Below are 13,180 nucleotides of genomic sequence, written 5' to 3'. Positions count from 1 at the left end.
CATACATCAGCGCCGGCGCGCTGTTTTCTCACGCAATGATATGCGATTACCCCGGTTTTTTCCGCTCTATTGCTGATATGCGTACCACATACAACCAATATTATTAGTAATAATTTATAAAAACATTGATAGAATCTACATCAGGAACGCCCCGAAATGGCCCAAACATATCAAGTGGACTCTGCTCATGCCGCTGACAGCTTCATCCGACATCGCGACGATCGCCCCAGCCCTGATCCGGCTATCGTGCGCTGAACAAACATTGCTGCTTGCCCCGGCCGTGGGCGGCAGCATCTACCGTTATTTTTCGGTACGGCACGATGAGGAAATCCACTGGTTGCGGCCAGGCAAAGTGCAAAGTCTGGATGAAGCCAACCCTTTGCTGATGGGCAGTTTCCCGCTACTGCCGTTTTGCAACCGCATCCGTAACGGCCGGGCCCCGGCGGGCGAGCGGGCGCTGCACATGGCGGCCAATATGAGCGACTCGCCGCACACGCTGCATGGCCATGGCTGGCGCCTGCCGTGGCAGGTGGCGACCGTCGCCGTCGATGCCGCCACGCTGACGCTGGAATACCCGCGTGGCGACTGGCCATGGTCGTTTCACGCCAGCCAGCGGTTTGAACTGACCCGCCAGGGTCTGACCGTGCGCATGACGCTCACCAACACCGACACCTCTCCCATGCCGGCCGGGCTGGGGCATCACCCCTACTTTCTGCGCAGCGCCGATACCGTGGTGAAAACCGATGTGGAAGCCATGTGGGCGGCCGATGCCGAAATCATGCCGACGCAACTGGAACACCCCGCGCTGCTCGATGCGCTACGCCAGGGACAATTGATTGATCACGTGGTGCTGGATAACAACTTCACCGGCTGGAGCCGCAGCGCCAGCGTGACCTGGCCGCAGCAAGACGCGCGCCTGACGCTGCACGCAGATGCCCCGCTGGATTTCTTCGTGCTGTATGTGCCGCCAGGGCTGGATCACTTTTGCATGGAGCCAGTCAGCAATTGCACTGACTGGCTGAACCTGGCTGAGCAGCACCCCGGCAAGGTGGGTGGCACCTGGTTACAACCGGGCGAGACACTCTCGGTGCGCTTTGTGCTGGAACCGCACTGGCTGTAATGCGCCAGTATGACTCAGTGCTTTTCCGCTGCAGAACGGCGGCTTTTCCACTGGTAATAACGTTCCAGCAGCATGGTGACTACGCCGGCGACCAGCAACTCAGACACGCTGCCAAGATAGTGATCCTGGCTGGCCGGAGCCGGGCGTTTTTCAGGACGGGTTGCGGCAGTTTCTGGTTGTGCGCTTTGCAAGCGGGGCATTGATAGATCACCTTGGCCAGGTGGCGGACTTTCTTCCCGCCAGACATTTCATGGTAGCAGCCTGGCCAGAGGCCGCTACAGATACACGCGCCAGGCGTGGCGTAGCCGGTAGAATAACCGGATCGCCCCACCCGGCTACGCCATGATCTGGACCATCCGCCCCGCGACTCCCGCCGATACCGACACCCTGGCCTGGATTTACCTGCAAAGCCGGCAACAGCACTTTGTCTGGCAGAACCCCGCCGACTTCCAGCGAACGGACTTTGCCCAACATGCCGAGGGCGAACAGATCTGGCTGGCGCAGGATGATCAGGGCCGCATTGCCGGTTTTGTATCGATCTGGGCACCTACGCATTTCATTCACATGCTGTACGTGCGCTCAGATTTTCATGGTCAGGGCATCGGCTCGGCGCTGCTGGCCGCTTTGCCGGGTTGGACAGAACGCCCCTGGCAGCTCAAATGTCTGGTCCAGAACGGCCGCGTCCGGCGCTTTTATGCCACGCACGGTTTCGTGACCACCAGCCAGGGCCAGTCTGCCGACGGCGACTATGTGCTGATGACCCGGCCCACCTTCGCTGATGATGAACACCCGTTTTGAGACAGACATCGCTTCAACGCTATAATCAGCGCTGACCTGCGGACACCGCTCCGCTCACCAGCAAGCCCAACCGCTGGCCGGGCACCGCCCCGACTTGCCGGTTCTCTTGCCTGCCAGGAGCGTCCCATGACATCCGCTATCCCCCACCCCGTCCACTTCGGGCGTATCGCCCCTACCTTGCCTGTTGCCGATATGGATCGGGCCATCGCTTTCTATACCCAGGTTCTGGGGTTTACCAAGGCCTTTGAAAACGGCAATCCAGTGGGCTTTGTCATCCTGAAAAAAGACAACGCCGAGCTGCATCTGACCCTGGACAAACAGCACAAGGCAGTGCCACGCAATGTCGCGCATTTGCTGGTCCATGATGCCGCTGCGCTGTATCAACACCTGCAGCAGCACAACGTCCGTGTGATCAAGGCCCTGCGCGATGCCGACTTTGGCATGCGCTGCTTTGTGTTTGCCGATCCTGATGGAAACCGGATTGATGTGGGGGAGAACCGCTAAGCCAGGACGCAGCCGGATGTACAAATAGCCCGCCCGATCCCGCCGGGCTATTTGCGATCCGTCTCGTATTCGCGCGCGGCCCAGAGGCGGTCCAGTTCGGTTTCCAGCGCACGCTTGAGCGCCACCGCGCGGCGCAGCCCGTCCAGCGTTTGTTCGTCCAGATTCAGGCCAGACGTATTGAGCAGGTTCTCGGCCTCGGTGCCATGGCGTCGCAAGCCATCAAGCCGCAGACGGATACGGCTGATCGCGCGCTTTTTGAATTCCTCGTGGATTTCTTCATCCGGCAAGGTATCGATCAGCGCATCAAAGCTCAGGTGCATCAGCTCCATCTGCACCCGCAGTTTGTCGATCTGCCGTTGCAAGCGGTCTACTGCGCGGATTTCTGCGTCGTCCACTCTGGTTGGCCCCATTGTCGTGCGTAGTTTGATAATGGGTCACCGGCGCGCCAACACCAAGTGTTGTACGTGTATCTGCTGTCTATCCGGTGTGAAGCGGGTATGTTGTCAGACCGCTAAACTGGCACCGCAGCAACGCAAACAACCAGCTTGCTCTAGCCGGAAGAAAGAAAATGCCCGTCTTGTCACGCATATTGCCCCTGCTCTTTTGCGTAAGCGCCAACCTGCCCGCGATGGCGGGCAACTTACTTGTTTGTGGAGGCGCCAATGCAAAAATTGAATTTGAAAAAGGCGCATCGCCAGAGCAACGGGATCACCCAGTCATCGCTGTACTTAGCGTCGCAAAAGAAGGCAAATCTACAACCCTGCGCTATGACGGGAACATAGACTTCATTGGTGCCGAATGCCAGATCAGTACGGAGGGGCGACCATTGATCGTCTTCCAGGCCTATTGCAGTGGCTCAGGTTGTCACGACATGGATAACTTCGGCGTGATCGACCCGAAGGACTTGCGGGTTTTGCTCGTGCCAAACGACACCAACCGGGAAGCTGCGGCAAAAATCCTTGGTAAGCCTGCGAAGGAGATCAAGAACCCGCTAGCAATCGGGAATGCCTGCAGAAAGCTCTACCGAGGCTGGCCTTATTGTTAATGACAACTCCTTAGCACAATGCGGCCCAGCCATTGAACGCTAACTAGCGAAGAGAGCAACTTGCACGACTTTGAATTTGTAATTTCCCTTCGGTTTTTTGATTTCGAGCAGGCCCATGCTGAGCTTGCCTCGCATCTTGGCCTTCAACCCCAATATGTACACCGGAAGGGATTTCCGAGAGTGACGCCAAAAGGGCAACTGCTCCCCGGTATCTACGAACGTGCTTATAGCTGCTTTGACATTCCCCGCGCCGGGAACGAAGACCTGGCAGAAACCCTGGATCGAGTGCTGAACACGCTGATCCAGCATGAAGCACTTTTCACCCGGATTCGCGAACAAGGCGGTCGGACTGAATTTTTTATTGGCTGGTATTCAACCGGCAACACCGGCGAAATATTCTCCAGCGTACTCCTCACCAAATTAGCAAAGCTGCAGATTGATCTGGCACTGGATGTTTACGGGGAAACCCGAGAGTAAGCAGCCATGCCTCGTGATTTTGTGATTACACATTGCCGGTCTACTCACGCATGCCTAAGCGTTTTGGTTTACAGGAAATTCCCGCTACACGCCTTGAAGCTGCCATCACACAGCCGGCTGGCCTTGATGGCTTCCAGGTACTGGACGGTTTTCGGTTTGGGCAGGCGCATGGGTTTGTTGGCGCTGGCTTCAAACGCGCTGCCAGGCCGCCAGGAGTATTGCACTTTGTGCAAGAAATCCTTGCCTTCGATAAAGGCGACAAACTGGCCTTCGCCAAACGGTGCGGCGGGTTCGAGTTTGTCGCAAAAGCCGCCGCTGACGGCAAACAGCAAGCCATCAATCTGGTTCAGGCCGTGCGGCATTTCTTCGCGCTTGCCGCTGCAGCCGGCTTGTGTGGCGCTCATGAACTGGCTTAGCGCCACTTCAGAGATATGCACTTTTTTCTCGGTCATCTGCTTGAGTACGGTCGCAGAGGGGTACGGAAACCGCGCGATGGCCAGGTATTCGCCGCGCCAGTGGTTGATGTCCTCACCTTCCGGCAGGTATTCGGCCATGAAGCCGCCGGCGGGGTCGCCCTGCATCCAGGCCAGTTTCCAGCCTTTGGGGATCTGCGTGGTCACGCGCTCGCCAGTAACGGCAAAGGGCGCGCCGACGGTGGGCGCGACGGGGGCGGCAAAACCGGGGGCACTGCACAACAGGCTGGCCAGACAAGACAGGACAATACGGCGCATGAGGGTTCTTTCAGGTAAAGCGATCAGACGGCAATCATAAAAGAAAAGGCCCCGCATTTGCGGGGCCTTGCATGATACGAAACAGCACGTTGATCAGGCCAGTTCCAGTGCACGACCGCCGCGATCAAACAACAGCGCGCGACTGGCTTCAATGTGCAGGCCCACGGTGTCACCCACGCGCGGCACGTCCACATCACCCGGCAAGCGGATGGAGAACGGCTCGGCACAACCCGCCACGGCAGTGTGTACCAGTTGCGTATCGCCCAGGTTTTCCACCAGATCAACCCGCGCTTGCAGGCCATCACCGGCCGAGACCACGCGCACGTGTTCCGGACGGATACCCAGCGTGACTTCGCCCGGCATTTCTGCGGCAGCAGTGCGATCCAGCGTCAGACGCTGTTCGCTGCCCACCTTCAGCAGCAGGTTGCCCGCAACGCCGCCTGCCGTCTGGCAAGCCAGGAAGTTCATCTTGGGCGAACCCAGGAAGCCGGCCACAAAGGTGCTCTTGGGCTCTTTGTAGAGCTCGATCGGCGCGCCGACCTGTTCCAGCTTGCCCTGATTGAACACGGCAATGCGGTTGCCCAGCGTCATGGCTTCGACCTGATCGTGCGTCACGTACACCATGGTGGTGCCCAGTTCGCGGTGCAGACGGGCCAGTTCGATCCGCATCTGTACGCGCAGCGAGGCGTCCAGGTTAGACAGCGGTTCGTCGAACAAGAAGACCTTGGGCTGACGCACAATGGCGCGACCAATCGCCACGCGCTGACGCTGGCCACCGGACAGCGCGGCCGGCTTGCGGTTCAGCAGGTGCGTAATGTGCAGCACTTCTGCAGCCCGGCCCACGGCCTCTTTGATCCTGGCCTTGTCCATGCCGGAGAGCTTGAGCGCAAAGCCCATGTTCTCGCCCACCGTCATGTGCGGGTACAGGGCGTAGCTTTGGAACACCATGGCAATGCCGCGCTCGGACGGATGCAGATCGTTGGCGCGCTCGCCTTCAATGTACAAATCGCCATCGGTGATGTCTTCCAGACCGGCAATCATGCGCAAGAGCGTGGATTTGCCGCAGCCGGACGGACCGACGAACACGACAAACTCGCCCTTTTTGACTTCCAGATCCAGGCCATCGATCACCGGCGCGTTATCGCCGTAGGCCTTCTTGATGTTCTTCAGTGAAATGGCAGCCATGATGCTCAGCCTTTCTTCTGTTGGCTGATGAATTCACGGTACCAGTGTGCGCTGTCCTTGAGCGTGCGCTTCTGGGTCTGGTAATCCACATGCACGATGCCGAAACGCTTGGACAGGCCCGAATCCCATTCGAAGTTGTCCAGCAGGCTCCACTCAAAGTAGCCGCGGATGTCCACACCGGCGTCCATGGCGTCTTTCAGCGCGCCAAGGTGACGTTGCAGGAAGTCGATCCGTTGCGGGTCGTTGACCGCGCCGTCCTTGATCGTGTCCGGGTTGGCCATGCCGTTTTCGGTGATCAGGATCGGGGGCAGATCGGCGTATTCGCGCTTCAGGCGCAACAGCAGATCCGTCAGGCCCTTCGGATAGATTTCCCAGCCCATGTCGGTCCGGCCCAGTTCGCACGGTTCCGGAATCTTCGGGGTGTCGGTGGAGCACCAGGCGCGGAAGTAGTAGTTCACGCCCAGGAAGTCGATCTTCTGGCCGATGGTCTCAAAGTCACCTTCCTGCACCTTGGGTGCGGCATCGCCATACACTTCCAGCGCCAGCGGCGGGTAGTGGCCCTTGAAGATCGGGTCCATGAACCAGCCGGTGAAGTTTTCGTATTCCAGTTGGGCCTGGCGCTTGTCAGCGGCGCTGTCGGTGGCCGGATCAGCGTCAGACTGGTTCAGCACGATACCCAGTTGGGCCGGGATATTCAGTGCGCGCAGTGCCTTGATGGCTTCGCCGTGCGACAGCAGCAGGTGGTGCGAAACCTGGTTGGCCAGTGCGACATCCTTGAAGCCCGGCGCAAAGCGGCCCAGATGGTTACCCAGGTAGGCGGTGCACCACGGTTCGTTGTGGGTGGCAATGGAGGCGACGCGGTGACCGAAACGACGGCCGACTTCGGCAGCGTATTCGGCAAACAGTTTGACGGTTTCACGGTTGGCCCAGCCGCCGCGATCTTGCAGCGCTTGCGGCAGATCCCAGTGGTACAGGGTCACGTGCGGCTTGATGCCCTTGGCTTCCAGTTCGGTGATCAGGTTCTCGTAGAACTTGAAGCCGGCTTCATTCCACTCGCCAAAGCCTTTGGGCTGCACGCGCGGCCAGGCGATGGAGAAACGATAGGCATCAAGGCCCAGGCTGGCCATGATCGCCACGTCTTCCTTGTAGCGGTGGTAGTGATCACACACCACGGTGCCATCGCTGCCGTCACTGATCTTGCCCGGGGTAGCGCAGAAAGTGTCCCAGATGGACGGGCCGCGGCCGTCAACGTCGGTAGCGCCTTCAATCTGGAAAGAACTGGTGGCAGTGCCCCAGATAAAGTCGCGGGGGAAATTCAGGGTAGTCATGGCAACTCCGTATGGATTCAGGATTCAGGTCAGTCAAATCCGGTGCGCCTGCCAACGTCACCGTTCAAATCGGTCATGCATTCAATTCATTCGACCCATCAGACTGAAAACGTTTTCAAGGCAGTTTGTGAAAACACCCTCCCCGCCCGACCAATGGCCGGGTGGGATGTGAGCGGTGTTTTGAAAACGGAAAAGTCTGGTGGTTTTAAAACGTGTCTACTGGTTCAGCCCTTGACTGCGCCGGCGGTCAGGCCCGCGATCAGGCGGCGCGAGAACAAGGCAAACAGGATCAACAGCGGCAATACTGCAATGGCAGAACCGGCCATCACTGCGCCCCAGTCCGTGTTGGTCGGGCTTTGCATGGAGCGCAAGGCCACCGGCACGGTAAAGCTCTCGGGCGAGTGCATGATCACCAGCGGTTGCAAGAAGCTGTTCCAGCTGCTGATGAAGGTGATCAGACCCAATGTCCCCAGGGCCGGACCAATCAGCGGCAGCACCACGCTCCAGTAAATGCGGAACTCGCCACAGCCATCAATCCGCGCGGCTTCCATCAGCTCTTTCGGTACCGCCGAGCTGATGTACTGACGCATCAAAAAGATACCGAATGCCGCAGCCGCAGCCGGCAGGTACAGCGCACGGGGTTGATCCAGCCAGCCGATGAAGTTCATCAGCATGAAGGTCGGGATCAGGCCCAGGAACGGCGGCAGCAGCATGCTGCCCAGCACCACGGTAAAGAGAGCCTTCTTGAAGCGGAACTCGTACATGGCAAAGGCGTAACCGGCCATGGAACAAAAGAACAGCGCCAGTACGGTGGTCATCACGGCCACGTAAAAGCTCATGCCCAGGTTGTGCCAGTACGGGATCATGTCCGTCAGCGTGTGGATGTTCTTCAGCAGATTGCTGCCAAACCACATGGGCGGCGGAATCTGGTAAATGCGGTCACGCGGTTGCGTGGCCAGCACAAAGGTGAAGAAGAACGGTGCCAGCATCAGGACGGCACCCACCAGCACGATGCCCCAGGCGATCGGCCGCGCGTATGTCTTGCGGGTATTAACCATGGCCATGCTTATTCCTCCTTGCCGCCGGCAAGGGCGAACAGCTTGTGGTTACCGTACGAGAGCACGGCAATCACGATGAACATCACCCAGGAAATGGCACACGCCGTACCAAAGTCGCTGAAATAGAACGCGGTGCGATACATATACATGGCCGTGGTCATGCCGGCCTGGCCGATACCGCCGTTGTCACCCAGCAAAATGAACGGTTCTTCAAACAGTTGCAGGTTGTTGATCAGGGTCAGCGAGACGGCAAAGAACATCATCGGGCGGATCATGGGCAGCGTGATGTGCCAGAACTTGCGGAAGGTACCCGCGCCATCCAGCGTGGCCGCTTCGTACAGGTCTTCCGGAATGGTCTGCATGGCGGCCAGATACAACACGGTATTCCAGCCTACATAACGCCAGAACACGACAAAGCTCACGGTCGGTTTGACCAGCGAGGTGTCCAGCAACCAGTCAATCTTGTGATCCGGGAAGATGATCCCGATGCCAGGCAGGTTGTGCAGCGACATCAGGATTGCGTTGATGGCGCCAAAGTCTTTGGAAAACAAAGAACTGAAAATCAGTGCAATGGCAACGCTGGAGGTAATGAACGGCACAAAGTACGCACCCAGCACGGCATTGCGGCCACGGATGACGGTACTGAGAAATGCCGCAAACGGAATCGCCACAAGGTGTTGCGGCAAGCCCGAAGCAATCGCGATGTAGACCGTGTTCCCGAGGGATTTCCAGAACCAGGAATCGGTCAGCACAAACTTGTAATTATCGAAGTGAATCCACTTGATGGCACCAAAGCCGGCCGCCGGGTCCCACTGGGCAAAAGACAGTGTGGCGGAGAACAGCAGCGGGAAAATGCCAAAAACACAGAAGATGATCAGGAAGGGACTGATAAACAGATACGGGGCCCATTTCCAGGCCTGTATGCGCTTTTTGCGCGGCCGCGTCTGTACGCTCGCGGCGGGGGACAACACGGATTCCATCAAACTTGCTCCGGCGTTCCGGTAATAAACAGCCAAAGGAACGGAACTGCCCTTCGGCCCTGTACGGGCGGCCCTGTAAACAGGTTGCGGGACGCTTGCAATACACCCTGCCCTGCCCGCGCTTTGATGTTCCCCCGTGGTGGCAGCCGCAGGGTCGATCACATCACTGACAAAGCCACATCTGCATCACGTTCCCGCAACACCCAGGAAAATGCAAACCCGGTCAAACAGGCGGCAGGCCAGGTCTCCCTGCCCGCCGCCGTGTATTACTAGCTCAAACGCTTAGCGACGGGCGCGGCGTTCGATATCAGCCTGGGCATCAGCCAGCGCGGCCTTGATGTCCTTGTTCTGATGCACAACTTGATCGAGCTGGTCGTTGATGATGTCTTCAGCAACGCCGTCGTTCTTGTTGATAGGAATTTCCGGGATGTGCTTGGCAGCTTCACGCCACATTTCACGTGCCTTCTGGCCACCCAGGTACGGCAGCGGTTCGGACATGATCGGGTCGTCCTGAGCCGACTTCAGCGACGGGAATGCATCCATTTCCTTGAACGTGGCCAGTTGCTGTTCACGGTTCAGGGTCAGGAACTTCAGGAACTCATAAGCCTCAGCCTTGTGAGTGGACTTGGCCGGGATGGCGTAGAACGAACCGCCCCACGATGCATAAGCACCTTGCGGCAGGTTGGTAGCGCGCCACTTGCCGCCTTCATCCGGAGCCAGCCAGTGAGCCAGGTGGCCGTTCAGCCATGCGCCGATCGGCTGGGTAGCGATCTGGTCATGCTGGAAACCAGCAGCCCAGTCGTTGGTCCACTGCTTGATGTTGCCGGCGATGCCAGCGTCCTGGGCTTCTTTAGCCAGCTTGAAAGCGTTTTCGAAGCGTGGGTTGCCGGCCACGATGACCTTGCCGCTCTTGTCAAAGTAGATGCCTTCGCCGTTCTTCAGGTTGGAACGGATGTAGATATCCTTGATATCCACCGGGCTGGCCACGAGGTAAGCGCCAGTGGCAGCCTTGACCTTCTTGCCGGCAGCCAGGTAGCTTTCCCAGGACTTGTTCAGGTCGGCTTCAGTGACGCCAGCCTTGTCCATCAGGTCTTTGCGATAGAACATGGTACCAGGACCGATATCAACCGGGATGGCGTACTGGTCGCCATTCGGGCCCTTGGCTTGTGCCCAGGAGTAGCCGGTCACTTGATTCTGGTACTGGTTAACGTTGTACGGTGCCTTGGAGAGGTCTTCCAGGCCGCCGGAAGCGACGAAACGACCCACAAAGCCGATTTCCAGACCAATCAGGTCAGGCAGGCCAGTGCCGGATGCCAGTTGGGTGGTCACGGCGTTCACATGGTCAACGCGTTCGCGGCTGACCAGCTTGATTTCGACTTCCGGGTGAACCTTCTTGTACAGCGGGATTGCAACTTTGATGTCACGATCCAGATCCGGGAAGCTGGCAACGGTCAGGGTTACCGGCGTGGCGGACAGGGCCGGTACAGCGGCGGCCAGCAGAGCACCCATTACTGCGAGTCGTACTACTTTGTTCATCGCTCTCTCCAACGACTTGGGGGTTGTAGTAACATTGAAATCGATTTCGCGATTGCAGCATTTTCAAGCTTGTTTCGCTGATTTTTTTGAAATCGTTTTCAGTTTCAGGCATCCTTTTGGCCAGGGCAATAAGTGGTTCCATGTAGGTGCAACGTTTGCACTACAACGTGGCCCTGATGTGCCATGGTGAACTACAAATACCGCACCATAACGATAACAAGTCCGGCAAATTATTGATTTAGCTGGTTATAAAGCAGTAAACACAATCATTCAATGCGTTGATTGCAAAACCGTTAAACTGGATTGCAGCAGCCTGTTTGCGCACAGATATGGTGCAGCGCGGTGTAGTCAAACCAACAATAGAAGCAAAATGGAAGACCAATCTGCAAAAAAAGACAATGTAACGGTTCAGGATGTCGCTCGTGAGGCGGGGGTGTCTGCCAGTACGGTCTCGCGCTATCTGACAGGCGTGACCGGGGTATCAAAGATCAAGCAGGAGGCGATCTCCCGCGCAATTGATCTGTTGAATTTCACCCCCAACGTGCTGGCGCAGAGCCTGAAGACCGGCAGCACCAAAACCATCGGCATCATTACCCAGGATCTGGGCTCCCCTTTCTTTGGTGAAGAACTCAAAGGGGTGGAGCACGCCATTTCAGGCACGGGCTACGCGCTGCTGATCGTGAGCGGCCACTGGCAATCGCGTGAAGAAAAAGATCACGCCGAGTTGCTGATCGGCCGGCGGGTGGATGGCATCATCATCTTTACCGCCACCTCCAGCGACAAACAGATTCTGGCGTTATCCAGACAGATCCCGGTGGTGATTACCGGCCGCCGTCTGGACGCCCTGCCCCGCGCACTGGGCCTGGCGGTAGATAACGAAATGGCCGCATTTGAGGCCACCCAGTATCTGCTCAGCCAGGGCCATCGCCGGATCGCGCATATTTGCGGCCGGCTGGGCCAGCCTGATGCCGAAGAGCGGCTGCAAGGTTACAAACGCGCGCTTGAGGCCGCAGGCATTGCGGTAGACCAGCGCCTGATCGCCAGTGGCGACTTCACCGAAACCGGCGGCGTACTGGCGATCAACCAGTTGCTGGAATCACGCAGCCCGTTCACGGCCATCTTTGCCGCCAATGACCAAAGCGCACTGGGCGCGCGCCTGGGCTTGTACCGGCGCGGGATTCGCGTACCGGAAGAAATCTCGCTGATCGGTTTTGATGATCTGGCGGTATCCAATTACATGCTGCCGCCCTTGACGACGATCCGTCAGCCCACATTTGATCTGGGGCGCCTGGCCGGGCAAACGTTGCTGGGCATGCTGCAAGGCTCGACCACCCCCGTGGTGCAACCGCAGTTTGAACTGGTAAAGCGGGAGTCTGTGCGGCGCGTCTGATTGCGTGGCGCTTCAAGTCGTTACATCATGACAGCGGCCAGGGTCTTATGATCTGGTCGCTGTTTTTGTTTTGCCGCGCATGCTGGCGTCCTCGGGTAAGACAACCCCGGCCAGAGTAAAGACCGCAGCACCATCCAGTCTTCATCGATGCTTTTTTTGATTAACCGCAGGAACATGACCATGAAAACCAGAGGCAAAACCCTGGTGCCGCGCAATCCGTTTGCGCTGGCGGCCAGCCAACGACACGCCGGCGCGCATGACAAGCGCCACAAGGTGAAGCGGCGTGATGACAAGCAAGCGCTCAAGCGCGAGTTGTCGCAAATGAAGAAGGGAGGCAGTTTTGTGCCTCCCTTTCTTTTTGCGCTCAATCCACGTGTTGCGGCCGGTTCAGCGCGGCAAGGCCGGTAACGGCACCGGATTCACCGCCGGCGTATGCGCGGCGTTGAGCATCATCACCATGCCGGTGAAATAACCGATCAATCCCACCAGTTCCACCACACCTTGCTCTTGCCACTGCGCCAGCGCACGTTGCCAGGTGATATCACTCACGCCCTTGTTGCGCATCAGTTCCATGGTGAAATCAAACGCCAGCGCTTCATCTGCGGCCATTTGCTGCGGCCGGGTGCCCTGGGCCAGTTCATCCAGCGTGGCCTGGGCAACGCCCGCTTCCCGCGCCAGCGGGTAATGCACCGACCATTCAAACGGCTCGCTCCATTCACGCGCCACAATCGCCGTCACCCACTCGTTGATCCGCCGCGGCAAAATGCTGTCATAACGCAGGTATTCGCCCACGCGCTGGATCCGGTCCATCAATTCCGGGCTGCGCAACAAGGGCACAAACGGGCCTTTGACGCCTTTGCGCGGGCCATCAATCAGGGCCTGGGCCGCTTTGCGCTGCGCGGCGTCAAGTGCTTCAGGTGCCAGCGGCGGCAGGCGGTCGGGTCTGGCGGCTTCAGTCATGGTGGCTCTTGGGCGTGATCATCATCTCGCCACACTGGCACATCCGCCGCCCAGCGTAAATGCCAATG

Annotated in this window: 16 protein-coding genes; 7 read left to right on the top strand and 9 right to left on the bottom strand. The window is 58.3% G+C overall.

Annotated features, from left to right (window positions below; genetic code table 11):
- Window positions 1–187 precede the first annotated feature (187 nt).
- The gene (locus IEX57_RS00980) at window positions 188–1,120 is read left to right on the top strand and encodes an aldose 1-epimerase (RefSeq protein ID WP_188701402.1); all 933 of its coding nucleotides are present in this window, start codon (window positions 188–190) and stop codon (window positions 1,118–1,120) included.
- Window positions 1,121–1,134: 14 nt separating this feature from the next.
- Here IEX57_RS00980 and IEX57_RS00975 read toward each other — a convergent pair whose 3' ends face one another.
- Window positions 1,135–1,320, bottom strand: coding sequence for a hypothetical protein (locus tag IEX57_RS00975; RefSeq protein WP_188701400.1), 186 nt, complete (start codon window positions 1,318–1,320; stop codon window positions 1,135–1,137).
- 142 nt (window positions 1,321–1,462) lie between these two features.
- Here IEX57_RS00975 and IEX57_RS00970 point away from each other — a divergent pair, with 142 nt between their 5' ends.
- Both IEX57_RS00970 and IEX57_RS00965 read left to right on the top strand, forming a co-directional pair.
- Window positions 1,463–1,918, top strand: a complete 456-nt coding sequence (locus tag IEX57_RS00970) for a GNAT family N-acetyltransferase (protein WP_188701398.1) — start codon at window positions 1,463–1,465, stop codon at window positions 1,916–1,918.
- Window positions 1,919–2,044: 126 nt separating this feature from the next.
- Complete coding sequence (locus tag IEX57_RS00965; protein ID WP_188701396.1) at window positions 2,045–2,422, top strand: glyoxalase superfamily protein; 378 nt, start codon at window positions 2,045–2,047, stop codon at window positions 2,420–2,422.
- Window positions 2,423–2,469: 47 nt separating this feature from the next.
- Here IEX57_RS00965 and IEX57_RS00960 read toward each other — a convergent pair whose 3' ends face one another.
- Window positions 2,470–2,817 carry a hypothetical protein gene (locus tag IEX57_RS00960; protein ID WP_188701394.1) on the bottom strand — a complete coding sequence of 116 codons (348 nt, stop codon included), beginning with the start codon at window positions 2,815–2,817 and terminating at the stop codon, window positions 2,470–2,472.
- Between the two features lie 173 nt (window positions 2,818–2,990).
- On the opposite strand from IEX57_RS00960, the gene IEX57_RS00955 reads away from it, so the two are divergent.
- Both IEX57_RS00955 and IEX57_RS00950 read left to right on the top strand, forming a co-directional pair.
- On the top strand, window positions 2,991–3,467 hold the full coding sequence (locus IEX57_RS00955) for a hypothetical protein (protein ID WP_188701392.1): 477 nt from the start codon (window positions 2,991–2,993) through the stop codon (window positions 3,465–3,467).
- A gap of 60 nt (window positions 3,468–3,527) precedes the next feature.
- Window positions 3,528–3,944: a DUF4279 domain-containing protein gene (locus IEX57_RS00950; protein ID WP_188701390.1), complete on the top strand. Its 417-nt coding sequence runs from the start codon at window positions 3,528–3,530 to the stop codon at window positions 3,942–3,944.
- A gap of 68 nt (window positions 3,945–4,012) precedes the next feature.
- Here IEX57_RS00950 and IEX57_RS00945 read toward each other — a convergent pair whose 3' ends face one another.
- The 6 genes from IEX57_RS00945 to IEX57_RS00920 form a co-directional block, all read right to left on the bottom strand.
- Window positions 4,013–4,675 carry a hypothetical protein gene (locus IEX57_RS00945; protein ID WP_188701388.1) on the bottom strand — a complete coding sequence of 221 codons (663 nt, stop codon included), beginning with the start codon at window positions 4,673–4,675 and terminating at the stop codon, window positions 4,013–4,015.
- Window positions 4,676–4,768: 93 nt separating this feature from the next.
- Window positions 4,769–5,860: an ABC transporter ATP-binding protein gene (locus IEX57_RS00940; protein ID WP_188701386.1), complete on the bottom strand. Its 1,092-nt coding sequence runs from the start codon at window positions 5,858–5,860 to the stop codon at window positions 4,769–4,771.
- Window positions 5,861–5,865: 5 nt separating this feature from the next.
- Window positions 5,866–7,188, bottom strand: a complete 1,323-nt coding sequence (locus IEX57_RS00935) for a GH1 family beta-glucosidase (protein WP_188701384.1) — start codon at window positions 7,186–7,188, stop codon at window positions 5,866–5,868.
- A gap of 224 nt (window positions 7,189–7,412) precedes the next feature.
- Complete coding sequence (locus IEX57_RS00930; RefSeq protein ID WP_229708558.1) at window positions 7,413–8,252, bottom strand: carbohydrate ABC transporter permease; 840 nt, start codon at window positions 8,250–8,252, stop codon at window positions 7,413–7,415.
- A 2-nt stretch (window positions 8,253–8,254) separates the two neighbouring features.
- Entirely contained in the window at window positions 8,255–9,226 is a 972-nt protein-coding gene (locus IEX57_RS00925; protein ID WP_188701382.1) for a carbohydrate ABC transporter permease, read from the bottom strand.
- Between the two features lie 282 nt (window positions 9,227–9,508).
- A complete protein-coding gene (locus tag IEX57_RS00920; RefSeq protein ID WP_188701380.1) occupies window positions 9,509–10,762 on the bottom strand; it encodes an ABC transporter substrate-binding protein in 1,254 nt (417 codons plus the stop codon).
- 370 nt (window positions 10,763–11,132) lie between these two features.
- On the opposite strand from IEX57_RS00920, the gene IEX57_RS00915 reads away from it, so the two are divergent.
- A complete protein-coding gene (locus tag IEX57_RS00915) occupies window positions 11,133–12,152 on the top strand; it encodes a LacI family DNA-binding transcriptional regulator (RefSeq protein ID WP_188701379.1) in 1,020 nt (339 codons plus the stop codon).
- Between the two features lie 180 nt (window positions 12,153–12,332).
- Window positions 12,333–12,560, top strand: a complete 228-nt coding sequence (locus IEX57_RS00910) for a hypothetical protein (RefSeq protein WP_188701378.1) — start codon at window positions 12,333–12,335, stop codon at window positions 12,558–12,560.
- On the opposite strand, the gene IEX57_RS00905 is transcribed toward IEX57_RS00910, so the two are convergent.
- A complete protein-coding gene (locus tag IEX57_RS00905) occupies window positions 12,540–13,112 on the bottom strand; it encodes a carboxymuconolactone decarboxylase family protein (RefSeq protein ID WP_188701377.1) in 573 nt (190 codons plus the stop codon). The two genes, IEX57_RS00910 and IEX57_RS00905, sit on opposite strands and share 21 nt — an antisense overlap.
- Window positions 13,113–13,180 lie beyond the last annotated feature (68 nt).

Origin of the sequence: Silvimonas iriomotensis, from assembly GCF_014645535.1 — a bacterium.
GTDB lineage: Bacteria > Pseudomonadota > Gammaproteobacteria > Burkholderiales > Chitinibacteraceae > Silvimonas > Silvimonas iriomotensis.
The sequence above is the reverse complement of the archived record's forward strand: the minus strand, read 5'-3'. Positions and strand labels throughout refer to the sequence as shown.